This window comes from Pseudomonas sp. GM79, assembly GCF_000282495.1.
Classification (GTDB): domain Bacteria; phylum Pseudomonadota; class Gammaproteobacteria; order Pseudomonadales; family Pseudomonadaceae; genus Aquipseudomonas.
The window spans coordinates 89,073-113,173 of sequence record NZ_AKJE01000111.1 but is presented as its reverse complement, the minus strand read 5'-3'; the positions used below and the strand labels follow the sequence as shown (position 1 = coordinate 113,173).

The following is a 24,101-nucleotide window of genomic DNA, read 5'->3' as shown; positions in this document are numbered from 1 at the left end:
TCAGCCTGAGGAGATGAGCGATGAACACGTTGAGCTGGGTTCGTGGCGTTAATGGCACCTTGGGCTGGTTCGCGCCGAAGCTGGTGGCGAGCAAGATGCGCCTGGCGTTCATGACTCCGCGGGAATTGCCGCCGCGTGATTGGGAATTGCCGCTGCTGGCGAAATCCGAACGGATCACCTTGCGCTTCGGCCTCTCCGCGTTGCGTTGGGGGCAAGGGCCGGCGGTGTTGTTGATGCACGGCTGGGAGGGCCGGCCGACACAGTTTGCCGCGCTGATCACCGCGCTGGTCGATGCCGGTTACACCGTGGTTGCCCTCGACGGCCCGGCTCACGGTCGCTCACCTGGTCGCGAAGCAAATGTGGTGCTGTTCGCCCGGGCCATGCTCGAGGCGGCCGCTGAGTTGCCGCCGCTGCAAGCGGTCATTGGGCACTCCATGGGTGGCGCCAGTGCCATGCTCGCAGTTCAGTTGGGCTTGCGCACCGAAACCCTGGTCTCGATCGCCGCCCCGGCGCGAATTCTCGGGGTATTGCGTGGGTTCGCACGCTATGTACGCCTGCCGCCCAAAGCGCGTTCGGCGTTTATTCGCCAGGTCGAGAAAGATGTCGGCATGCGTGCCGCTGCACTGGATGTCGCGCACTATCAGCTCGACATGCCGGGGCTGATCGTCCATGCCGAGGACGACAACTTTGTTCCGGTCAAGGAATCCCAGTTGATCCACGAAGCCTGGTTCGACAGCCGTCTGTTGCGCCTGGAAGAGGGCGGGCATCAGCGGGTGCTGGCCGATCCGCGGGTGATCGACGGCGTTCTCTCGCTGCTGACTGGTCGCAGCCTGCAATCGCGCCAATCGGCCTGAGCTTCCGTTACACTGCCCCGGTCGAAATAATCTGACCGGGAGTGGGGCATGGGCTGGGATCGGGCAACGCCGTTTATCATTGATCTGGAAGTGGACGCCGAGGACATCGACGGGTTGGGCCATGCGAACAACGCGGTGTACGTGACCTGGCTCGAGCGTTGCGCCTGGCGCCACTCGCAACGGCTGGGCCTGGATCTGGTCGAGTACCGGCGGCTGGATCGGGCGATGGCGGTGGTACGGCACGAGATCGATTACCTGGCTGCGGCCTATGAGGGTGATGAGTTGCAGTTGGCGACCTGGATCGTCGATTGGGACCAGCGCCTGAAAATGACCCGACACTTTCAATTGAAGCGCCCCAGCGACAACACGACGTTGCTGCGGGCGCAGACCACTTTCGTGTGCATCGAACTGTCGACCGGCAAGCCCAAGCGCATGCCGGCGGAGTTTATCGAGGGCTATGGCCCGGCGTTGCAGGATTTGGATTCAGCGAAAATCTAATGTGGGAGCGGGCTTGCTCGCGAAAGCAGACTGACAGGCAGCACAATTGTTGAATGTTAAACCGCTTTCGCGAGCAAGCCCGCTCCCACAAGGAATCAGCGATGTTCTGCAGATTTCTCGCGCAATCCAGTAAACTGCCGCACGTTTTTCGTTGAGTGTGTTTTTCATGCAAATTGCTTTGGCGCCCATGGAGGGGTTGGTCGACAACATCCTGCGGGACGTGCTGACCCGTGTGGGCGGTATCGATTGGTGCGTGACCGAATTTATTCGGATCAACGATCAGCTGCTTACGCCTGCCTATTACCACAAGTTCGGCCCGGAACTGCTGACCAACGCCCGAACCGCCTCCGGCGTGCCGCTGCGGGTGCAACTGCTGGGCTCCGATCCGGTGTGCCTGGCGGAAAACGCCGCACTGGCCTGCGAGTTGGGTTCCGAGGTCATCGACCTGAACTTCGGCTGCCCGGCCAAGACCGTCAACAAATCCCGTGGCGGCGCGGTGCTGCTCAAAGAGCCTGAACTGCTCAACCAAATCGTCGAACACGTCCGTCGTGCGGTGCCAGCGCACATTCCAGTGACCGCCAAGATGCGCCTCGGTTTCGACAGCCCGGACGGTGCGCTGGTTTGCGCCACGGCCCTGGCTGAAGGCGGGGCGGCGCACATCGTGGTCCACGCGCGGACCAAGACCGATGGCTACAAGCCGCCAGCCCACTGGGAATGGATCCCTCGGGTGCAGAACGTGGTCAAGGTCCCGGTGTTTGCCAATGGCGACATCTGGAGCGTCGAGGACTGGCGTCGTTGCCGCGAGATCAGCGGCGTCGAAGACATCATGCTCGGTCGCGGTCTGGTATCGCGTCCGGATCTGGCCCGGCAAATCGCCGCCGCCCGCGCCGGTGAAGACGTCGTTGAGATGACCTGGGCCGAGCTGCTGCCGCTGATTCAAGACTTCTGGCTGCAAGCCAAGGCGCAGATGACGCCACGCCAATCGCCGGGTCGCTTGAAGCAGTGGCTGGCAATGCTGACCCGCAATTATCCCGAAGCGGTAGAGCTGTTCACCGTCCTGCGTCGTGAGACCGAACTGGATAATGTCTCGCGTTTACTGGGGTTGCAGGTGTCTGAAGCGGCCTGAAAAAATCTTGAAATAATCTCTTGAAAAGCAATCAGCGGTCCTTATCTAAGGATTACGCGATGCCGAATTCGGGTCGCGGAGACAAAAAAACTTGCTGATTATGTTCAGGAGATTTGAATCATGAGTACTGCATTTTCCCTGGCCCCACTGTTCCGTTCCTCGGTAGGTTTCGACCGTTTCAACGACCTGTTCGAAACCGCTCTGCGCAATGAGCCAGGCAGCACCTATCCACCCTACAACGTTGAAAAATACGGTGATGATCAATACCGCATTGTCGTAGCGGCCGCCGGTTTCCAGGAAGAAGACCTGGACCTGCAAGTGGAGAAAGGTGTGCTGACCATCAGTGGCGGCAAACGTGACGCGGACGAAAGCGTCACTTACTTGTACCAAGGCATCGCTCAGCGCGCCTTCAAACTGTCGTTCCGTCTGGCGGACCACATTGAAATCAAGGCCGCCGAACTGCGCAACGGTTTGTTGAGCATCGACCTGCTGCGCGTGATTCCGGAAGAAGCGAAAGCCAAACGCATCCCGATCAACGGGACGGAAAAACCGGCTCTGCAGCACTGAGTCAAAGCAACAAAAAGGGCGCCATCCACCGGCGCCCTTTTTTGTGCCCATTCGTAGCAGCTGCTACAGCCGTACGTAGCGGCTCGGCAGTTGCTGCATCGCCTTATTTCAACAGTTTCTGAAACTCCTCAACCGGCAGCGGCCGGCTGTGCAAATACCCTTGATACAAATGGCAGCCCAGCCCCTGCAAAAACGCCAGTTGCTCCAGGGTTTCCACCCCTTCGGCGATGACTTCCAACTCCAGACTGCGGGCCATGGCGACGATGGCGCGAATGATTTCGGCATCGTTGGGGTCGGTGGTGGCATCGCGGATGAACGACTGGTCGATTTTCAGGGTGTCTACCGGCAGGCGCTTGAGGTAGGTCAGCGAGGAATAACCGGTACCGAAATCGTCCATCGCAAAGCTCACGCCGAGTTTTTTCAGGCGCCGCATTTTGCTGATGGTGTCGTCCAGGTTCTGGATGACGATGCCTTCGGTGATTTCCAGTTTCAGCAACGAGCAGGGCAGGCCGTGGCTGCCGAGGCTGTGTTCGATGCGTTCGACGAAATCGTTCTGACGGAATTGCCGGGGGCTGATGTTCACGCACAGGCTGAAATCGAGCGGATTGATCAGGCCCTTGGCGATCAGATGTTTGAAGGCAGCGCAGGCTTCGTCAAGGATCCATGTGCCGACTTCCAGAATCAGCCCGCTGTCTTCCAGCACCTTGATGAACTCTGTGGGTGATTGCGCGCCCAATTTCGGATGGTGCCAGCGTACCAAGGCTTCGGCGCCGGTAATGCGGTTGTTGCGGGCGTCCACCTGCGGTTGGTATTGCACGCTGAATTCACCCCGGGAAAGGGCCAGGCGCAGGTCGGTTTCCATGCGCAGGCGTTCACTGGCGGCCTTTTGCATGGTGTTGTGGTACATCTGCGTGGTGTTGCGGCCTGAATCCTTGGCGCGGTAGAGGGCGATATCGGCGCGTTTGAGCAGGTCGGTCGGGGTCGAGCCGTGGTCGGGGATCAGCGCGATGCCGATGCTCGGTGTTACTTGCAGGCGCTGTCCGTCGAGGAACATCGGTTCGGACAGCAGTTCGCGCAAGGTATCCGCCAACTCCCGGACCTGAGCGCTGACGTCGCTGCGCGAACCTTCCAGGCCGCTCAGCAGCACCACGAATTCGTCACCGCCCAGGCGCGCGACGGTGTCCTCCATGCGCACGCTGGCTTCAAGGCGCGCGGTGATGATCTTCAGCACCGTATCGCCCACCGGGTGACCGAGGGAGTCGTTGATGTGCTTGAAGTGATCGAGGTCGAGGAACATCAGCGCGCCTCGAAGGTTGTGGCGTTTGAGCAGGGCGATCTGCTGGCTCAGACGATCCATCAACAGGGCGCGGTTGGGCAGGTTGGTCAGCGGGTCGTGGTAGGCCAGGTGACGGATCTGCGCTTCGGCGTTTTTCAGCAAGCTGACGTCTCGGGCGGTCAGCAGCAGGCACGCCGTTTCGTTGAGGGTGATCGGCTCCACCGAGACTTCGACGGTCAACAACTCGCCGCGTTTGTTGCGCCCGAGCATTTCCTGATGGTGAACCCGGCCCTTGATCTGTAGTTCCGCCAGCAACGCCGAGCGTTGTTTCTCTTCGGCCCAGATGCCCACCTGATACACCGTGCGGCCGACCACTTCATCGGCGCGGTAGCCAGTCAGGCGACAGAAGCCATCGTTAACCTCCAGGTAGCGTCCGGTGTCGCGCTCGGTAATGGTGATGGCGTCGGGGCTTGAGTGGAAGGCCTTGGCAAACTTCTCCTCGCTGGCCTTGAGCGCCGCTTCCGAGCGTTGCTGCTGGGTGATGTCGCGCAGGGTGGTGACGATGCAGGGTTGGTCGCCGACGCTGATCTGCCGGCTCGATATCACGCAGGTCAGGGACTGTCCGTCCTTGTGCCGGACGATGATCGCCACATTGTTCAGGCCCTGTTCGCGGATGACCCGCTCGATCCTTTGCAGGCTCTTCGCCGAAGCGTCCCACAGGCCGATTTCGTCGGCACTGCGGCCAATCACGTCGACGGTGCTCCAGCCGAACGTTTGAGTGAAGCTGGAGTTGATCTCGATGAAGTGACCGGTGTCCTGGCGCGTGACGCAGATCGGGTCCGGGCTGACCTGGAACAGGGTGGCGAATTTCTCTTCCGACGCCACCAGTTGCTGTTCGCGCTCTACCTGATCAGTGATGTCCAGCAGTGTGCCGGCCATGCGCAACGGGTTGCCCTGTTCATCGCGGTAGAGTCTGGCGCGGCTTTCCAGGTAGCGCGAGCTGCCATCCGTTAGCTGCACGCGGTAAGTCAGCTGGTAATTGCCGGCCGGGCCTTCGCGCAGGCTGCGGTAGGCGTCGCGCATGGTGCCGCGTTCTTCGTCGGGCACGCCTTCGAAAAACGCATCGAAGGATTCATGGAAGGGTTTGGGGTCCAGCCCATGTAACTGGGCGGCCCGCGCCGAGCCGTAAAGCATGCCGCTGGGAATGTGCCAGTCCCAGGTGCCGAGTTGCGCCGAATCCAGGGCCAGGTCCAGGCGTTCCTGGCTGTCTTTGAGGGCGTGCTCGGCGATTTTGCGTTCGGTGGTGTCGAGGAATGTGCTCAGCAGGTAAGGCTGGCCTTCGAGTTCGACCTTTTGCGCGCTGAGGATGCCGTCGTGAACCTGCCCGTTGCTGGCGCGAAATTGCACCTCCATGTTGATCAGCTCGCCTTTGGCCTTGGTGGCCTTGACCAGTTGCACCCGTTGCTCCGGGTTGACCCAAAGGCCCAGTTCCAGCGTGGTTCGGCCGATGGCGTCTTGCACCGGCCAGCCGAACAGGCTTTCGAAATACTGGTTGGCTTCGCTGATCAGGCCGTCTTCCTGGCGGGTCAGCAGGACCATGTTCGGGCACAGGTGAAACAGCGTGGCGAAGCGCTTTTCCGAGCTGCTCAGTGCCTGTTCGCGTTGGCGCTGATGGGTGATTTCACGAATGACCCCTATCATTCGTGGCCGGCCGTTTTTGTCCGGCAGCAGGCTGCCGTTGATCTCCAGCCAATGCAGGCTGCCATCGGGCCAGCGGATGCGGTGGTGCATGGCCTGTTCCAGCGGTGCGCCGGCGATCACCGCATGGAAAGCGCGAATGGCTTTTGCCCGATCTTCCTGGGGCAGCAGGTCGAGGTATTCCAGGTCCTCGGGCAACGGCTGCCGGGGATCGAAGCCGAACAACGCCTGAGTCCCCCGTGACCAACTGATTTGCCCCCGCTCGATGTCCCAATACCAGGCGCCTAGCCGAGCGCCGTTGAGGGCCGCCAGCAACTGCGGGGCGCTTTCCCAGCTCTGCTCGGACCGTTTGGGGTCAAGTGCCTGAATTCGCGGCATCGGCGGCATACGTTCAACAGATTTGGGCATGGATAACAGGCCTTGGGCTGAATTGGGCGTTAGGCACAGGGTTTTGGGGCTCTATAGGCGTAGCACAAAAAGAAGAAGCACAGCTTAGCCGCGAGTCCCTGGCTGATCGATTTGTGCATCCAGCAGAGCCATGAAGGCCCGTGCCGCGTTCGACAGCGTCCGTTCGGTGTGCAGGATATAGCCTAGCTGGCGAGTGAGCTGTATGCCCGGCAAAGGTATGCGCGCCACTTGATCGTCCAGCATGGTGCGCGGCAAAACGCTCCAGGCGAGGCCGATCGAGACCATCATTTTTATGGTTTCCAGATAATTCGTGCTCATGGCGATGTTCGGCGTCAGGCCCTGGGCCTCGAACAGGCGCTGCACGATGTGGTGGGTAAAGGTGTTGCCGCCGGGGAAAACCGCGGGGTGCAGGGCAATATCCGCCAGGCTGACCGGACCGTTAGCGATCAGCGAATGCTCTGGGGCGACCACGAAATCCAGCGGGTCGTCCCACACCGGCGTGGCCTTGACCAGTGCGTGGGGTTCCGGTGCAAGGGTGATTACCGCCAGTTCGGCGCGGCCATGGAGGATTTCTTCGTAAGCAACTTCCGAATCGAGGAACTGAATATCCAGCGCCACTTGTGGGTAACGTCGAGTGAACTCCCTTAATAAGGGCGGTAAACGGTGCAGGCCGATGTGATGACTGGTGGCCAATGTCAGACGACCGGAGACTTCGCCGGTCAGGTTGGTCAGGGCGCGGCGGGTGTCATCCAGTACATTGAGGATCTGATAGGCCCGTGGCAGCAGGGCGCGACCGGCTTCGGTCAGGCTGACTTCCCGGCCCAGACGATCGAACAGCCGTACCTTCAATTGCTGCTCCAGTCCGGCGATGCGCTTGCTGATGGCGGGTTGCGTCAGGTGTAGCCGTTCGCCAGCGCCGGAGAAGCTTCCGGTCTCGGCAATCGCGATAAAAGCATTGAGGTTGGCGAGGTCCATGATGATGTCTCGGTGGCATTCCAGTTGGTTATGCAAAGCATAAAAAATATGAATTTGAGTTATTTAATGTAACCCCCTAGGATCGACCTCACAAGCCAAAGGGTTATTGAGATTGCTCAAGATCCAGGGCATAGAAACAAGCTGATGAGGAAACCGTCTGATGGCCGGCAAAACGCTCTACGACAAGCTCTGGGATTCGCATTTGGTCAAGCAGCGCGACGATGGCTCGGCGCTGATCTACATCGATCGTCACATCATCCACGAAGTGACCTCGCCGCAAGCCTTCGAAGGCCTGCGTCTGGCCGGGCGCAAGCCTTGGCGCATCGATGCCAACATCGCGACCCCGGACCACAACGTTCCGACTACTGCGGAGCGCAAGGGCGGCATCGAAGCGATTGTCGACCAGGTATCGCGTTTGCAGGTTCAGACCCTCGACGATAACTGCGACGAATACGGCATCGTCGAATTCAAGATGAATGATGTCCGCCAAGGCATCGTCCACGTCATTGGTCCGGAGCAGGGCGCAACGTTGCCGGGCATGACCGTGGTTTGCGGCGACTCCCACACCTCGACCCACGGCGCGTTTGGTGCCTTGGCTCACGGTATTGGCACTTCCGAGGTCGAGCACGTGCTCGCCACTCAGTGCCTGGTCGCGAAAAAAATGAAGAACATGCTGGTATCGGTCGAAGGCCAATTGCCGTTCGGCGTGACCGCCAAGGACATCGTCCTCGCCGTGATCGGCAAAATCGGCACCGCCGGCGGTAATGGCCACGCCATCGAGTTCGCCGGCAGCGCGATTCGCGATCTGTCGGTCGAAGGCCGCATGACTATCTGCAACATGTCCATCGAAGCCGGCGCTCGCGTTGGCCTGGTGGCGGCTGACGAAAAAACCGTGGCTTACGTGAAGGGCCGTCCATTTGCTCCGAAAGGCGCGGAATGGGACTTGGCTGTCGAGGCCTGGAAAGACCTGGTCTCCGACGCGGATGCCAAGTTCGACACCATCGTCGAGCTCGATGCCACTCAGATCAAGCCGCAAGTCAGCTGGGGTACCTCGCCTGAGATGGTCTTGGCTGTCGATCAGAACGTTCCCGATCCTGCGAAGGAAATGGACCTGGTCAAGCGTGGCTCCATCGAACGCGCTTTGAAATACATGGGTTTGACCGCCAATCAGGCGATCACCGACATTCAGCTGGACCGCGTATTCATTGGCTCCTGCACCAACTCGCGGATCGAAGACCTGCGCGCTGCTGCCGTGATCGCCAAGGGCCGCAAAGTGGCGTCGACCATCAAGCAGGCCATCGTGGTGCCGGGTTCGGGGCTGGTGAAGGCTCAGGCCGAATCCGAAGGTCTGGACAAGATTTTCCTCGAAGCCGGTTTCGAATGGCGTGAGCCTGGTTGCTCGATGTGTCTGGCGATGAACCCGGACCGTTTGGAGTCGGGCGAGCATTGCGCGTCGACCTCCAACCGTAACTTCGAAGGCCGTCAGGGCGCGGGTGGCCGTACGCACCTCGTCAGCCCGGCCATGGCCGCCGCCGCCGCGGTAAACGGTCGTTTCGTCGACGTCCGTGAATTGATCTAAAGGAGCGCAGCATGAAAGCTTTTACCCAGCACACTGGTCTTGTCGCGCCTTTGGATCGTGCCAACGTCGACACCGATCAGATCATTCCGAAGCAGTTCTTGAAGTCGATCAAGCGCACCGGTTTCGGCCCGAACCTGTTCGATGAGTGGCGTTACCTGGATGTCGGGCAGCCGTATCAGGACAACTCCAAGCGCCCGTTGAACAAGGACTTCGTCCTCAATGCCGAGCGTTATCAGGGCGCCAGCGTGTTGCTGGCCCGCGAAAACTTCGGTTGCGGCTCCAGCCGCGAGCACGCGCCGTGGGCGCTGGAAGAGTACGGTTTCCGCAGCATCATCGCGCCGAGCTATGCCGACATCTTCTTCAACAACAGCTTCAAGAACGGCCTGCTGCCGATCATTCTGAGCGACGCTGAAGTTGATGAACTGTTCCAGCAGGTTGAGGCGACTCCGGGCTATCAGTTGCAGGTTGATCTGCAAGCCCAGACCGTGACCCGTCCGGATGGCAAGGTGTTGAGTTTTGAGATTGATGCGTTCCGCAAGCACTGCCTGCTCAATGGCCTGGACGATATCGGCCTGACCTTGCAGGACCACGAGGCGATTGCCACGTTTGAAGCCAAACACCGCGCGAGCCAGCCGTGGTTGTTTCGTGACGCGTGATTGATCGATCCGAAATTGATGTGGGCAGGGCCGGCCTCTTCGCGAGCAAGCCCGCTCCCACATTGGATTTGCGGTGTTCACAAAACCTCTGTGGGAGCGGGCTTGCTCGCGAAGACGGCAGCCCAGACACCACAAGACTCATTCCCAAAAGGAAGTCCCCATGACCAGCACCGCCCCACACAGTCAGGTAGTACAAAAGCAATTCGGTGAACAGGCCTCGGCCTATCTGAGCAGCGCCGTACATGCTCAAGGCACTGAATTCGCGCTGCTACAGGCTGAACTGGCGGGGCAGGGCGATGCTCGTGTGCTCGACCTCGGCTGCGGCGCCGGTCATGTGAGTTTTCACGTGGCTTCGCTGGTCAAGGAAGTGGTGGCTTACGACCTGTCTCAACAGATGCTTGACGTAGTGGCCGCGGCTGCTGTCGATCGCGGCTTGAGCAATGTGTCCACGGTACTGGGTGCCGCCGAGCGCCTGCCGTTCGCTGATGGCGAGTTCGATTTCGTTTTCAGCCGCTACTCAGCGCACCATTGGAGCGACCTTGGGCTGGCCCTGCGCGAAGTTCGCCGGGTGCTGAAACCGGGTGGGGTGGCGGCGTTCATCGATGTGTTGTCGCCGGGCAGCCCGTTGTTCGACACTTACCTGCAAAGCGTCGAAGTGCTGCGCGACACCAGCCACGTGCGCGATTATTCTGCTGGCGAGTGGTTGCGTCAGGTCAGCGAAGCGGGGTTGCATACCCGCAGCACCACGCGCCAACGGCTGCGTCTGGAGTACACCTCCTGGGTCGAGCGCATGCGCACGCCGCAGGCGATGCGCGCGGCAATCCGCGAGTTGCAGCAATCGATGGGCAATGAAGTTCGCGAATATTTTGAGATTGAGGCCGATGGCTCGTTCAGTACAGATGTGCTGGTGCTGATGGCTGAACGATAAGCTCTGAAACATAAGCCGCCGAGCGATAGAATTTTTCCGGGCATGCCCAAGGGTGTGCCGACTGATGACATGAGGAAAGCATGAGCAAGCAGATTCTGATTCTCCCGGGTGACGGTATTGGCCCGGAAATCATGGCCGAAGCAGTCAAGGTGCTGGAGCTGGCGAACGACAAGTACAGCCTGGGCTTCGAACTGAGTCATGACGTGATCGGTGGTGCCGCCATCGACAAGCACGGTGTGCCGCTGGCCGACGAAACCCTGGCCCGTGCCCGTGCCGCCGATGCGGTATTGCTGGGCGCCGTGGGCGGCCCGAAATGGGACACCATCGAGCGTGACATTCGCCCTGAGCGCGGTCTGCTGAAAATCCGCGCGCAATTGGGCCTGTTCGGCAATCTGCGTCCGGCGATCCTGTACCCGCAACTGGCCGAGGCTTCCAGTCTGAAGGCAGAAATCGTGGCCGGTCTGGACATCCTGATCGTCCGTGAACTGACCGGCGGCATCTACTTCGGCGCGCCACGTGGCGTGCGTGAACTGGAAAACGGCGAGCGTCAGGCCTACGACACCCTGCCGTACAGCGAAACCGAAATCCGCCGTATCGCCCGTGTCGGTTTCGACATGGCCCGCGTGCGCGGCAAGAAGCTGTGCTCGGTGGACAAGGCCAACGTGCTGGCGTCCAGCCAACTGTGGCGTGAAGTCGTCGAGCAAGTGGCCAAGGACTACCCGGACGTCGAACTGAGCCACATGTACGTCGACAACGCCGCCATGCAACTGGTGCGTGCACCGAAGCAATTCGACGTGATCGTGACCGACAACCTGTTCGGCGACATTCTTTCCGACGAAGCGTCGATGCTCACCGGCTCTATCGGCATGCTGCCGTCGGCATCGCTGGATGCCAACAACAAAGGCATGTACGAGCCGTGCCACGGTTCGGCGCCGGACATCGCTGGCAAGGGCATTGCCAACCCGTTGGCGACCATTTTGTCGGTGTCGATGATGCTGCGTTACAGCTTCAATCTGCAGGACGCGGCCGATGCCATCGAGCAGGCCGTGAGCCTGGTATTGGATCAGGGCCTGCGCACGGGCGACATCTGGTCGGCCGGTTGCACCAAGGTCGGTACGCAGGAAATGGGCGATGCAGTAGTCGCCGCGCTGCGGAATCTGTAATCTCTTTGGCCCGCTGCAATTTTCAACCATGAAAGCAGCGGCCCACTTTTAAGAAGGTGTAGTTGCGATGAAACGTGTAGGTCTGATCGGTTGGCGCGGTATGGTCGGTTCCGTGCTCATGCAGCGGATGCTGGAAGAGCAGGATTTCGATCTTATTGAGCCGGTGTTTTTCACCACTTCCAATGTCGGTGGCCAAGGCCCGTCCGTGGGCAAGGACATTGCTCCGCTCAAGGACGCTTACAGCATTGAAGAGCTGAAAACCCTCGACGTGATTCTGACCTGCCAGGGTGGTGACTACACCAGCGAAGTTTTCCCGAAGCTGCGCGAAGCCGGCTGGCAGGGTTACTGGATCGACGCCGCTTCCAGCCTGCGCATGCAGGATGACGCGGTGATCGTGCTGGACCCGGTGAACCGCAAGGTCATCGACCAGCAGCTCGACGCGGGCACCAAGAACTACATCGGCGGCAACTGCACCGTCAGCCTGATGCTGATGGGCCTGGGTGGCCTGTTTGAAGCCGGTCTGGTCGAGTGGATGAGCGCCATGACCTATCAGGCAGCCTCCGGTGGCGGCGCGCAGCACATGCGTGAACTGATCAAGCAAATGGGTGTGACCCACGCCGCTGTCGCCGATCAACTGGCCGACCCGGCCAGTGCCATCCTCGACATCGACCGTCGTGTTGCCGAAGCCATGCGCAGCGACGCCTACCCGACCGAAAACTTCGGCGTACCACTGGCTGGCAGCCTGATCCCGTGGATCGACAAGGAACTGCCAAACGGCCAGAGCCGCGAAGAGTGGAAGGCTCAGGCCGAGACCAACAAGATCCTCGGTCGCTTCAAGAGCCCGATCCCGGTGGACGGCATCTGCGTGCGCATCGGCGCCATGCGTTGCCACAGCCAGGCGCTGACCATCAAGCTGAACAAAGATGTGCCGATCGCCGACATCGAAGGGCTGATCAGCCAGCACAACCCTTGGGTCAAGCTGGTGCCGAACAACCGCGAAATCAGCATGCAGGAGCTGAGCCCTACAAAGGTCACCGGCACCCTGAATGTACCGGTCGGCCGTCTGCGCAAGCTGAACATGGGTTCGCAGTTCGTCGGTGCCTTCACCGTCGGCGACCAACTGCTGTGGGGCGCGGCCGAACCGCTGCGTCGCATGCTGCGGATTCTGCTTGAGCGTTGATCTGTTGAAGCAATGAAGAGCCCGCGCCTTGAAAGAGGTGCGGGTTTTTTTATGGTGTTTTGTCTGGGGTTTTCCGGTGTCTTATCGGCCGCCTTCGCGAGCAAGTCCGCTCCCACATTTGATCTCCAGTGTTCACGGTCAATGTGGGAGCGGGCTTGCTCGCGAAGAGGCCGGTACACCCACCACAAATCCCCTGTCGAATTGCCTCACTGCCAACCACCCGGTAAAGTGCCGCTCCCCCCGTTTCGCCAGAGGTAGAACCATGAGCCAGTCCTTTGATATTGCCGTGATCGGCGCCACCGGTACTGTCGGCGAAACACTCGTCCAGATTCTCGAAGAGCGGGACTTCCCGGTCGGCAACCTGCACCTGCTGGCGAGCAGTGAATCGGCCGGTCATTCGGTGCCGTTTCGTGGCAAGAACGTGCGGGTGCGGGAAGTCGATGAGTTCGATTTCAGCAAAGTCCAGTTGGTGTTCTTTGCCGCTGGTCCGGCGGTGACCCTCAGTTTCGCTCCGCGTGCCACGGCCGCCGGTTGCTCGCTGATCGACCTGTCCGGCGCCTTGCCGGCCGATCAGGCGCCGCAAGTGGTGCCTGAGGCCAACGCTGAAATTCTGGCCGGCCTGAAAAAACCTTTCCAGGTCAGCAGCCCAAGTCCTTCGGCCGCGACGCTGGCGGTGGTGCTGGCGCCGTTGCTCGGTTTGCTCGACCTGCAACGCATCAGCCTGACGGCGTGTCTGGCGGTCTCTGCCCAAGGCCGCGAAGCGGTCGCCGAGCTGGCCCGGCAAACCGCCGAGCTGCTCAACGTGCGTCCGCTGGAGCCGGCTTTCTTCGATCGGCAGATGGCTTTCAACCTGCTGGCGCAAGTCGGTAAACCTGATGATCAGGGCCATACGTTGCTGGAAAAACGCCTGGTGCGCGAGCTGCGTCAGGTCATGGCGCTACCGTTATTAAAGATTTCCGTCACTTGTATTCAAGCTCCGGTGTTTTTTGGCGATAGCTTTAGCGTGACCTTGCAGTCGTCGAGCGCTGTCGACCTGGCGAAAGTCAACGCAGCTCTGGAAGCGGCGCCCGGTATCGAACTGGTCGAGGCGGGTGATTACCCGACCCCGGTAGGCGATGCAGTAGGGCAGGACGTGGTTTACGTTGGTCGGGTTCGTAGCGGGATCGACGACCCGGCGGAACTTAATGTGTGGCTGACGTCAGATAACGTACGCAAAGGCGCCGCGCTCAATGCTGTGCAGGTGGCTGAATTGTTGATAAAAGACCTGCTGTAAAAGATACTTGGCAACAATTTATCGAATGATTTCCGTCAAGCGTCATGCTTGGCCGGAATGCTTAAGGTGAGCCACCCCGCAGGGCTTCCCATTGCATGAATGAAATGATCGCGCGCGACGACCCTTCGCCGCCGCGCGCAATGCCTTACGGCAGCGGCAATCAACACCTTCTCGCTGGCCGAGGAATGTTCAAACAAAGGAAGAGGTTATGGTTCAAGTTCGCAAACTGGTGTTAGCAATAGCGGCCGCCTCGGCGCTGTCCTCCGGTATGGCGCATGCCCTCGGGCTCGGGGAATTGACCCTGAAATCGACGCTGAACCAGCCTCTGGTCGCAGAAATCGAGTTGCTCGACGTCAAGGACCTCACGGCTGCCGAAGTGGTGTCGAGCCTGGCCTCGCCCGAAGATTTCGCCAAGGCCGGTGTCGATCGTCAGGCATTTCTCAATGACCTGACCTTCACCCCGGTGCTTAACGCCAGCGGCAAAAGCATCTTGCGCGTTACGTCCAGCAAACCGCTGTCCGAACCGATGGTGAAATTCCTGGTTCAGGTGATGTGGCCCAACGGTCGTCTGCTACGCGACTACAGCGTGCTGCTCGATCCGTCCAAATTCTCGCCGCAGACCGCCGATGCCGCCGCACAACCAGCGCCAGCCCAAACGGTGACTGCGCCAGTCACTGGCGCGACCAAATCGTCGCAATACACCACCACGCCGCGCGATACCCTGTGGGAGATCGCCGCGAAGGCGCGTAACGGTGGTTCGATCCAGCAGACCATGCTGGCCATCCAGGCGCTGAACCCGGATGCGTTCATCGACGGCAACATCAATCGACTGAAAACCGGTCAAGTGCTGCGTCTGCCTGATCAGGTGCAGAGCACCAACCTGCCACAGCCCAAGGCCATCGCTGAGGTCGCCGCGCAGAACACCGCGTGGCGTCAGGGCCGTCGCTACGTGGCGAAACCGGGAACCGGTCAGCAGCAACTCGATGCCACCAAGCGCGCTCGCGGTGAAGGTGCTTCATCGCAGCCTGCCGCAGACAAACTGAGCCTGGTGTCTGCCGACACTGGCAAGGGCGGCAAAGGCGCCGCCGGCGATGCGAAAGCGTTAAGCGATAAACTGGCCGTTACCGAGGAAAGCCTCGACGCGACTCGTCGTGACAACGCCGAATTGAAAAGCCGCATGAGCGATCTGCAAAGTCAGCTGGACAAGCTGCAACGCCTGATCGAACTGAAGAACAACCAATTGGCCAAGTTGCAGGCCGAAGGCGGCGCGGATGCATCCGCTTCGAGCGCTCCGGCAATGTCGGCTGAGCTGGCGGCCAACACTGCGGCAACGCCAGCGGACGCGTCTGCGACAACATCTGCGCCGCAGGCTGCTGCACCAGAAGCCGTCGAGCCAGCGCCTGCAACATCTGACAATCAGAAATTCAACGAGCTGCTGACCAATCCGATCCTGCTGGGTCTGGTGGGTGGCGGTGCGGTGGTGCTGTTGCTCTTGCTGCTGTTGCTGGCCCGTCGCCGCAAAGCTCAGCAAGAAGCCGAGAAGCATCTGCGCATGGCCCGTGCCCTGGAGGAGGAGCAAGAGTTCTCCGTCGACCAGGACCTGCCGCCAAGCAGCTTCGAAGGCCTGGAAGTTCCGCCGCCAAGCGTGAAGCTTGCGACCGCGCCAACGCCTGCACCCGCGGCGGCCCCGGTGATTGCTCCGGTTGTGGTGACGCCGCCGATCGCTGCGCCATTGGTATCACCTGCCGCCGAGCGTTCCGACCGTTCCGACGACGTACTGGCTCAGGCACAGTCGCACATTGCAGGCGGTCGTCTGAATCAGGCCGCCGCATTGCTGGAAGACGCTATCAAACAAGCGCCGCAACGCAGTGACCTGCGCTTGAAGCTGATGGAAGTCTACGGTCAGCAGGGCGATCGCGATGCGTTCGTCGCTCAGGAGCGTCAACTGGTGGCCAACGGCGATAACTTCGCCCGGGTTGAAGCATTGAAAAGCCGCTTCCCGGCCATGGCTGTTGTGGCGGCTAGCGGTCTGGCTGCCGCCGCCATCGCCGCTGAGCTGGATGCGCAGTACGTCAAGGACCTGCTGCTGGACGAGCCGCAAGCCCCGGAACCGTCATTGTCCGACTTCGACAGCGCATTCGATCTGAGCCTGGACGATCTGGAGGCGGCTACTCCAATCTCGCCTGCCGTTGCGGCGGTGCCAGAGCCGGCACCAGAGCCAGCACCAGAGCCAACACCAGCACCAGAAGCTCTGGTTGAGCTGGACGAATTCCCGCTGGACGACGATCTGAGCTTTGAGTCGGTGTTGCAGCAACAGACTGAAATCAAGGAAAACCTCGACGATCTGTCGGACTTCGACCTGGACATGGATCTGGGCGGCGACGCCTCGCCGGCAACCCTGGCCGAAGATGACTTCCTGCTGAGTCTGGATGAAGATCTCAAGGATTTGCCTGTCGCCGAAGCGGCGCCCGTGACTGAGCCGACGCTCGACGACCTGGAGCTGCCTGCGGATTTCGACCTGTCGCTGGCCGATGAAATGGACGCCGCTGCCCCGGACCAGCCTGATGCCTTCGAAAGTGAACTCAACGACGTCAACGCTGAGCTGGATCGTCTGTCCCAGAGTTTAGGTGAGCCTAGCTTCACCGCCGAAGACGCTTTGGCCTCCGCGGCTGATGAGCCGGACTTCGATTTCCTCTCCGGCACCGACGAAGTCGCCACCAAACTCGACCTGGCCCAGGCCTACATCGACATGGGCGACAGCGACGGCGCTCGGGACATCCTCAATGAGGTGGTGACCGAGGGTGATGCGGGTCAGAAGAGCGAAGCCAGGGAAATGCTGTCGCGTCTGGCGTGAGTCATCGGTAAGGCATAAACAAAACGGCAGCCCATCGAGGCTGCCGTTTGTGTTTTGGCGCGGATGCGATGGCGTCTACGAGATTGCTATCGCGGGCAAGCCCGCTCCCACAAGGATCTTTGGCGCCCGCAAAACCTGTGGGAGCGGGCTTGCCCGCGATGAGGCCGGAACAGTCCATGGAGATCCCTCTGGCGTCCCCGCCCGACAGCCTTATAATGCATGCCTTTGCGCAGATCAGCAGGCTGTCACCCCTTGGCAAATATAGATAATCCGGCCGCCGAAATGGCGGCCGACGGCTTTTTCCGGATCGCGTTGGGCGTTGAATACAAAGGTTCGCGCTATCGCGGCTGGCAGCGCCAGGCCTCCGGTGTGCTCACGGTGCAGGAAACCCTTGAAAAGGCCTTGTCCAAAGTCGCCGACTCGCCGGTGTCGCTGCTCTGCGCCGGGCGCACTGACGCCGGTGTGCATGCCTGCGGTCAGGTAGTGCATTTCGATACCCAGGTCGAGCGTTCGATGAAGGCCTGGGTGATGGGCGCCAATATCAACTTGCCCCACGACGTCAGCGTCAGTTGGGCGAAGGTCATGCCGGCGCATTTCCATGCGCGGTTCAAGGCGATCGCCAGGCGCTATCGCTACGTGATCTACAACGATCAGATCCGTCCGGCGCACCTGAATGATGAAATTACCTGGAACCACCGCCCGCTGGACGTCGAGCGCATGTCCGAAGCCGCTCAGTATCTGGTCGGCACCCACGACTTCAGTGCATTCCGCGCCGGTCAGTGTCAGGCCAAGTCGCCGATCAAGGAGCTGCATCATTTACGTGTGACGCGCCACGGCAAAATGATCGTGCTGGATATTCGCGCCAGTGCGTTCCTGCACCACATGGTGCGCAACATCGCCGGTGTGCTGATGACCATCGGTGCCGGCGAGCGTCCCGTGGAGTGGATGAAAGAAGTCCTGGAAAGTCGTATCCGTCGTTCCGGCGGGGTGACGGCCCATCCGTTTGGCCTGTACCTGGTACAGGTCGAGTACCGCGACGAGTTCGAACTCCCCGAGCGTTACATCGGCCCACACTTCCTCACCGGTTTCTCGGAACTTGACGGCTGACGCCCTCGAACGCTTTTGTTACCATCCGGGACTTTCCCGGATTTGTCCTGAGGTTCTATCGACATGTCAGCCATTCGCAGCAAAATTTGTGGGATTACCCGCATAGAAGATGCGTTGGCGGCGGTCGAGGCCGGGGCCGATGCCATCGGTTTTGTGTTCTACGCCAAAAGCCCACGGGCCGTAACTGTCCAGCAGGCGAGGGCGATCATCAAGGCCTTGCCGCCGTTCGTGACCACCGTGGGCTTGTTCGTCAATGCCAGTCGCTGCGAGTTGGGGGAAATCCTCGATGCCGTACCGCTGGATCTGTTGCAGTTCCATGGCGACGAAACCGCGGCCGACTGCGAGGGCTGGCACCGGCCGTATATCAAGGCGTTGCGGGTCAAGGCCGGTGATGACATCGCAGCGGCTTGCGATGCCTATGCCAGTGCCAGCGGGATCCTGCTCGACACGTACGTCGAAGGCGTTCCCGGGGGAACCGGTGAAGCGTTCGACTGGTCACTGATACCGCAAGGCCTGAGCAAGCCGATCATCCTGGCGGGCGGCTTGACACCAGACAACGTCGCCGAGGCGATTGCCCGGGTTCGGCCATACGCGGTGGACGTCAGCGGTGGAGTAGAGGCGAGCAAGGGCATCAAGGATCACGCAAAGATTCAGGCATTCATCAAAGCGGTTGTTGGGGCTTGATGTGACGGCTGGCACACTGCCGCCGTCCACAGGCATGGCTGAGGATATTTGGGGGTGTACGCAGGTCGCATCTCGCTGACCCGGCACGCCATCGATCATCGCCACACATATGAATTTAGCTCAAGGGCATACGCGGGGCTGCGAACCAGAGCGTTCGAGCCGCCGGTACTGGAGAAAGAAAGCATGAGCAACTGGTTAGTAGACAAACTGATCCCTTCGATCATGCGTTCCGAGGTCAAGAAGAGCTCGGTGCCTGAAGGTCTGTGGCACAAATGCCCGTCTTGCGAGGCGGTGCTGTATCGTCCGGAGCTGGAAAAGACCCTGGATGTTTGCCCCAAGTGCAACCACCACATGCGTATCGGCGCTCGCGCGCGCATCGACATCTTCCTCGACGCTGACGGCCGTGCCGAACTGGGCGCGGACCTGGAGCCGGTTGACCGTCTGAAATTCCGCGACGGCAAGAAGTACAAGGATCGCCTCACCGCTGCACAAAAGCAGACCGGCGAAAAAGACGCACTGATCTCCATGAGCGGCACCTTGCTGGGCATGCCGGTCGTGGTATCGGCCTTCGAATTCTCCTTCATGGGTGGCTCGATGGGCGCCATCGTCGGTGAGCGCTTCGTGCGCGCCGCCAACTACGCCCTGGAAAACCGTTGTCCGATGATCTGCTTCTCCGCTTCCGGCGGTGCGCGGATGCAGGAAGCGCTGATTTCCCTGATGCAAATGGCCAAGACCTCCGCGGTGCTGGCGCGTCTGCGTGAAGAAGGCATTCCGTTCATCTCGGTACTGACCGATCCGGTCTACGGCGGTGTTTCCGCCAGTCTGGCGATGCTCGGCGACGTAATTGTCGGTGAGCCGAAAGCCCTGATCGGTTTCGCCGGCCCGCGCGTTATCGAACAAACCGTTCGCGAAAAACTGCCGGAAGGCTTCCAGCGCAGTGAGTTCCTGCTGGAACACGGCGCGATCGACATGATCATTCACCGTCAGGAGCTGCGTCCGCGTCTGGGCAACCTGCTGGCACAAATGATGGGCCTGCCGACGCCAAAATTCGTCGCCGCGCCGATCGAGCCGATCGTGGTTCCGCCGGTGCCTGCCAACATATGACCCAACGCACCCTTGGCGAGTGGCTCGCCTACCTTGAACAGTTGCATCCTTCGGCCATCGACATGGGGCTGGAGCGTTCGCAGCAGGTAGCGTCCCGCATGGGACTGGGCAAGCCGGCGCCTCGGGTGATCACGGTTACTGGCACCAACGGCAAGGGTTCTACCTGCGCGTTCGTGGCTTCGTTGCTGCGGGCGCAGGGCCTGAACGTGGGTGTCTACAATTCTCCGCACCTGCTGCGTTACAACGAGCGGGTGCAGGTCAATGGCGTCGAAGCCACTGACGCCCAGCTGTGCGAAGCCTTCGCTGCGGTCGAGGCCGGTCGTGGCGACACTTCCCTGACGTACTTCGAGATGGGCACCCTGGCGGCGTTCTGGCTGTTTCAACAGGCAGAGCTTGATGCGGTGGTGCTGGAAGTGGGGCTGGGCGGGCGTCTGGATACGGTCAACGTAGTCGACGCAGACATGGCGCTGGTCACCAGTATCGGTGTCGATCATGCGGACTATCTGGGTGATACCCGAGAGTCAGTGGCTTACGAAAAAGCCGGCATTTTCCGCCAGGGCGCGCCTGCGCTCTGTGGCGATCTGAATCCCCCTCAGCCTTTGCTGGATAAAGCGCGCGAGCTCAATTGCCCGTTTTTCCTGTGTGGGCGCGATTTCGACCTGGGTATCACCGATCATAACTGGCAATGGCGCGGCCTTGATGCTCAAGGGCGTGCAGTCGAGTTGCATGACCTGCCATTGCTCGATCTGCCGATGGAGAACGCCGCCCTGGCGTTGCAGGCTTACCTGTTGCTCGGTTTGCCTTGGGTGGATGCACAGATTATCGAAGCCCTGACAGCGACACGCGTGGTCGGTCGTCTCGATCGCCGTCAGTTCGACTGGCAGGGCAAGCGTCTTAATGTGTTGCTGGACGTGGGGCACAACCCCCATGCGGCAGAATACCTGGCCCGTCGTCTGGCCAGTCGACCACCGGCCGGCAAGCGTCTGGCGGTGTTCGGGTTGTTGGCGGACAAGGATCTGGATGGTGTTGTCGGTGAATTGAATGCTAGTGTCCAGCATTGGGCTGTCGCCCCGCTGGATTCGCCGCGGGCGCGACCCGTTGAGCAGTTGCACGCGGCGTTGCAGAACCTTGGCGCCTCGGTAACGTCTTATGACAGCGTGGCCGCAGCCCTGGAAGGGCAGTGCGCGCAGGCGACGAGCGACGACGAAATTCTGTTGTTCGGATCATTTTATTGTGTCGCCGAGGCCCTTGAATGGCTGGCCCGGCACTCCACGGAGGAAGCGGCAAATGGCTTTGCTGGATAAGGCGTACAAGCAGCGCATGGTCGGTGCCCTGGTGCTGGTGGCGCTGGCGGTGATTTTCCTGCCAATGCTGTTTTCCCGTCAGGACGAACAGCGCCAGGTGAGGGTTGACGCACCGGCTGCACCGCAAGCGCCGGCTGTGCCGCAAGTGCAGGTCGAACCGGTGGTGGTGCCTGAACCGCAGGCGTTGCCGCAGGAGCCTGTGCCAAGCGATGACGAAATTGCCGCGCAGCAAGCGCCGTCGACACCGATTGCGCCAAGTGCGCCAAGTGCTCCCGTGGCCCCGGCGCCACCGGCTGCCAAACCGGTCACGCCACCTCCGGCGCCAGTCGCCAAGCCTGTACCGGCACCTGCCCAGCCAATCGCTGCTGCACCGACCAAGCCGGCTACCACCCCAAGCCGCGTCGATGCCAATGGCCTGTCAGTCAGTTGGTCGGTTCAACTGGCCAGTCTGTCGAGCCGCGAGAGCGCTGAAAGCCTGCAGAAAACCCTGCGCAGCCAAGGCTATAACGCCTATATCCGCTCCGCCGATGGCAAGAATCGGGTGTTCGTCGGGCCGCTGATCGAGCGCGCGGAAGCCGATCGTCTGCGTGACTTGTTGAGCCGCCAGCAGAACCTCAAGGGTTTTGTGGTGCGTTTTCAGCCTGAGCGCGGTTAAAACTATCGCCCTGATTTGAAAAGCACTGATAATCTCAGCTTACCGACAGCCATGGGCTCTGCTAAAATGCGCCGCCTTATCTGTCTGTAGGCTGCACTGTGCCATTTACCTGGGTTGACTGGGCGATCGTTGCAATCGTCGCCATCTCCGCTTTGATCAGTCTTAGCCGCGGCTTCGTCAAAGAAGCACTCTCGCTGCTGACCTGGATCATCGCAGGAGCCGTTGCCTGGATGTTCGGTGGTTCATTGTCCGAGTACCTCGGCGGATACATCGAAACGCCATCGGCTCGTGTGATCACGGGCTGTGCCATCATGTTTGTCGCCACTTTAATCGTAGGCGCAATGATCAATTATCTTATCGGCGAGTTGGTTCGCGTCACCGGGCTATCCGGGACCGATCGATTCCTCGGCATGGCCTTCGGCGCCGCGCGTGGCGTGTTGCTGGTGGTCGTGGCGGTCGGGCTGTTGAGCCTGGGGCCGGTACAGCAGGACGGGTGGTGGCAACAATCACAGCTCGTGCCAAAATTTCTATTGGTCGCAGACTGGTCCAAAAACCTGATTCTTGGGTGGAGCAGTCAGTGGCTTGCCAGCGGAATCAGCGTACCCGCTGATATACCGTTCAAGGAGCACCTCTTGCCGACGGCCAAAACGCCTCAGTGAGTTGTGTTCAGTTCAGATCCATTAAGTAGGGGTTGCGTCGCATGTGTGGCATCGTCGGTATCGTCGGTAAGTCGAACGTCAATCAGGCGCTGTATGACGCGCTAACCGTCCTCCAGCACCGCGGCCAGGACGCTGCCGGTATCGTGACCAGCCATGATGGCCGGTTATTCCTGCGCAAGGACAATGGGCTGGTGCGTGACGTGTTCCATCAACGTCACATGCAGCGCCTGGTCGGCCACATGGGCATTGGCCATGTGCGTTACCCGACCGCGGGCAGCTCGACTTCGGCCGAGGCCCAACCGTTTTACGTCAACTCGCCTTACGGCATTACCCTGGCGCATAACGGTAACCTGACCAACGTTGAGCAACTGGCCAAGGAGATTTACGAATCTGACCTGCGCCACGTCAACACCAATTCCGATTCGGAAGTGCTGCTCAACGTGTTCGCACACGAACTGGCCCAGCGCGGCAAGTTGCAGCCGACCGAAGAAGACGTGTTCGCTGCCGTCACCGACGTGCACAACCGTTGCGTCGGTGGTTACGCGGTCGTGGCGATGGTGACCGGTTACGGCATCGTCGGTTTCCGCGATCCACACGGCATCCGCCCGATCGTTTTCGGTCAGCGTCACACCGACGAAGGCGTCGAGTACATGATCGCCTCCGAAAGCGTTTCGCTGGACGTACTCGGTTTCACCCTGATTCGCGACCTGGCACCGGGCGAAGCGGTCTACATCACTGAAGACGGCAAGCTGCACACCCGTCAGTGCGCGACCAACCCGTCGCTGACTCCGTGCATTTTCGAGCACGTCTACCTGGCGCGTCCGGACTCGATCATCGACGGCGTCTCGGTCTACAAGGCCCGCCTGCGCATGGGCGAGAAGCTTGCCGAGAAGATCCTGCGCGAGCGTCCGGACCACGACATCGACGTGGTTATCCCGATTCCGGATACCAGCCGCACCGCGGCCCTGGAGCTGGCGAACCACTTGGGCGTCAAGTTCCGCGAAGGTTTCGTGAAGAACCGCTACATCGGCCGGACCTTCATCATGCCGGGGCAGGCTGCACGGAAAAAATCCGTACGCCAGAAACTCAACGCCATCGAACTGGAATTCCGCGGCAAGAACGTGATGCTGGTGGACGACTCCATCGTTCGCGGCACCACCTGCAAGCAGATCATCCAGATGGCCCGCGAAGCCGGCGCCAAAAACGTCTATTTCTGCTCCGCGGCACCGGCCGTGCGTTACCCGAACGTCTACGGCATCGACATGCCTAGCGCTCACGAGCTGATCGCCCACAACCGTTCGACCCAGGACGTGGCCGACCTGATCGGCGCTGACTGGTTGATCTATCAGGACCTGCCTGACTTGATCGAAGCGGTCGGTGGCGGCAAGATCAAGATCGAGAAGTTCGATTGCGCGGTGTTCGATGGCCAGTACGTCACCGGCGACGTCGACGAGGCTTACCTGAACAAGATCGAGCAGGCGCGCAACGATGCCTCCAAGGTCAAGACCCAGGCAGTCAGTGCGATCATCGATCTGTACAACAACTGAGTAACT

20 protein-coding genes are annotated in these 24,101 nt (G+C 60.5%); 18 read left to right on the top strand and 2 right to left on the bottom strand.

Annotated features, from left to right (window positions below; genetic code table 11):
• Positions 1-20 precede the first annotated feature (20 nt).
• The 4 genes from PMI36_RS02235 to PMI36_RS02250 all read left to right on the top strand — a co-directional run bounded on the left by PMI36_RS02235 (position 21) and on the right by PMI36_RS02250 (position 3,045).
• Positions 21-854: an alpha/beta fold hydrolase gene (locus tag PMI36_RS02235; RefSeq protein ID WP_008075945.1), complete on the top strand. Its 834-nt coding sequence runs from the start codon at positions 21-23 to the stop codon at positions 852-854.
• A gap of 48 nt (positions 855-902) precedes the next feature.
• The gene (locus tag PMI36_RS02240; protein ID WP_008075943.1) at positions 903-1,352 is read left to right on the top strand and encodes an acyl-CoA thioesterase; all 450 of its coding nucleotides are present in this window, start codon (positions 903-905) and stop codon (positions 1,350-1,352) included.
• Between the two features lie 166 nt (positions 1,353-1,518).
• Positions 1,519-2,478 (top strand): tRNA dihydrouridine synthase, encoded by a 960-nt coding sequence (locus tag PMI36_RS02245; RefSeq protein WP_008075941.1) that lies wholly within the window; start codon positions 1,519-1,521, stop codon positions 2,476-2,478.
• Between the two features lie 120 nt (positions 2,479-2,598).
• The gene (locus PMI36_RS02250) at positions 2,599-3,045 is read left to right on the top strand and encodes an Hsp20 family protein (protein WP_008075938.1); all 447 of its coding nucleotides are present in this window, start codon (positions 2,599-2,601) and stop codon (positions 3,043-3,045) included.
• Between the two features lie 103 nt (positions 3,046-3,148).
• Here the strand turns inward: PMI36_RS02250 and PMI36_RS02255 are convergent, their stop codons facing one another.
• Both PMI36_RS02255 and PMI36_RS02260 read right to left on the bottom strand, forming a co-directional pair.
• A complete protein-coding gene (locus PMI36_RS02255) occupies positions 3,149-6,427 on the bottom strand; it encodes a sensor domain-containing protein (RefSeq protein ID WP_008075936.1) in 3,279 nt (1,092 codons plus the stop codon).
• 84 nt (positions 6,428-6,511) lie between these two features.
• The gene (locus PMI36_RS02260; protein WP_007905966.1) at positions 6,512-7,402 is read right to left on the bottom strand and encodes a LysR family transcriptional regulator; all 891 of its coding nucleotides are present in this window, start codon (positions 7,400-7,402) and stop codon (positions 6,512-6,514) included.
• A gap of 160 nt (positions 7,403-7,562) precedes the next feature.
• Between PMI36_RS02260 and leuC the strand changes: the two genes are divergently transcribed.
• The 14 genes from leuC (at position 7,563) to purF (ending at position 24,095) form a co-directional block, all read left to right on the top strand.
• On the top strand, positions 7,563-8,981 hold the full coding sequence (leuC, locus tag PMI36_RS02265) for a 3-isopropylmalate dehydratase large subunit (protein WP_008075934.1): 1,419 nt from the start codon (positions 7,563-7,565) through the stop codon (positions 8,979-8,981).
• A gap of 11 nt (positions 8,982-8,992) precedes the next feature.
• Complete coding sequence (leuD, locus tag PMI36_RS02270) at positions 8,993-9,637, top strand: 3-isopropylmalate dehydratase small subunit (protein WP_007905962.1); 645 nt, start codon at positions 8,993-8,995, stop codon at positions 9,635-9,637.
• 160 nt (positions 9,638-9,797) lie between these two features.
• Positions 9,798-10,565, top strand: coding sequence for a class I SAM-dependent methyltransferase (locus tag PMI36_RS02275; RefSeq protein ID WP_008075932.1), 768 nt, complete (start codon positions 9,798-9,800; stop codon positions 10,563-10,565).
• Between the two features lie 80 nt (positions 10,566-10,645).
• Positions 10,646-11,728, top strand: coding sequence for a 3-isopropylmalate dehydrogenase (leuB, locus tag PMI36_RS02280; RefSeq protein ID WP_007905958.1), 1,083 nt, complete (start codon positions 10,646-10,648; stop codon positions 11,726-11,728).
• 67 nt (positions 11,729-11,795) lie between these two features.
• The gene (asd, locus tag PMI36_RS02285; RefSeq protein ID WP_008075929.1) at positions 11,796-12,908 is read left to right on the top strand and encodes an aspartate-semialdehyde dehydrogenase; all 1,113 of its coding nucleotides are present in this window, start codon (positions 11,796-11,798) and stop codon (positions 12,906-12,908) included.
• A gap of 262 nt (positions 12,909-13,170) precedes the next feature.
• Positions 13,171-14,181, top strand: coding sequence for an aspartate-semialdehyde dehydrogenase (locus PMI36_RS02290; protein ID WP_008075927.1), 1,011 nt, complete (start codon positions 13,171-13,173; stop codon positions 14,179-14,181).
• 208 nt (positions 14,182-14,389) lie between these two features.
• Complete coding sequence (locus PMI36_RS02295; RefSeq protein ID WP_008075925.1) at positions 14,390-17,035, top strand: FimV/HubP family polar landmark protein; 2,646 nt, start codon at positions 14,390-14,392, stop codon at positions 17,033-17,035.
• 282 nt (positions 17,036-17,317) lie between these two features.
• The gene (truA, locus tag PMI36_RS02300) at positions 17,318-18,142 is read left to right on the top strand and encodes a tRNA pseudouridine(38-40) synthase TruA (protein WP_032830732.1); all 825 of its coding nucleotides are present in this window, start codon (positions 17,318-17,320) and stop codon (positions 18,140-18,142) included.
• Between the two features lie 63 nt (positions 18,143-18,205).
• Positions 18,206-18,826 carry a phosphoribosylanthranilate isomerase gene (locus tag PMI36_RS02305; protein WP_008075916.1) on the top strand — a complete coding sequence of 207 codons (621 nt, stop codon included), beginning with the start codon at positions 18,206-18,208 and terminating at the stop codon, positions 18,824-18,826.
• A gap of 183 nt (positions 18,827-19,009) precedes the next feature.
• Positions 19,010-19,930 (top strand): acetyl-CoA carboxylase, carboxyltransferase subunit beta, encoded by a 921-nt coding sequence (gene accD, locus PMI36_RS02310; RefSeq protein ID WP_008075914.1) that lies wholly within the window; start codon positions 19,010-19,012, stop codon positions 19,928-19,930.
• Positions 19,927-21,234, top strand: a complete 1,308-nt coding sequence (gene folC / locus PMI36_RS02315) for a bifunctional tetrahydrofolate synthase/dihydrofolate synthase (protein WP_008075908.1) — start codon at positions 19,927-19,929, stop codon at positions 21,232-21,234. Before accD ends, folC begins: the two co-directional genes overlap by 4 nt.
• Complete coding sequence (locus tag PMI36_RS02320) at positions 21,218-21,889, top strand: SPOR domain-containing protein (RefSeq protein ID WP_008075905.1); 672 nt, start codon at positions 21,218-21,220, stop codon at positions 21,887-21,889. The genes folC and PMI36_RS02320 overlap by 17 nt, the downstream gene beginning before the upstream one ends.
• Positions 21,890-21,987: 98 nt before the next feature.
• Positions 21,988-22,548 (top strand): CvpA family protein, encoded by a 561-nt coding sequence (locus PMI36_RS02325; protein WP_008075903.1) that lies wholly within the window; start codon positions 21,988-21,990, stop codon positions 22,546-22,548.
• A gap of 41 nt (positions 22,549-22,589) precedes the next feature.
• A complete protein-coding gene (gene purF / locus PMI36_RS02330) occupies positions 22,590-24,095 on the top strand; it encodes an amidophosphoribosyltransferase (protein WP_007905939.1) in 1,506 nt (501 codons plus the stop codon).
• Positions 24,096-24,101: the final 6 nt, after the last annotated feature.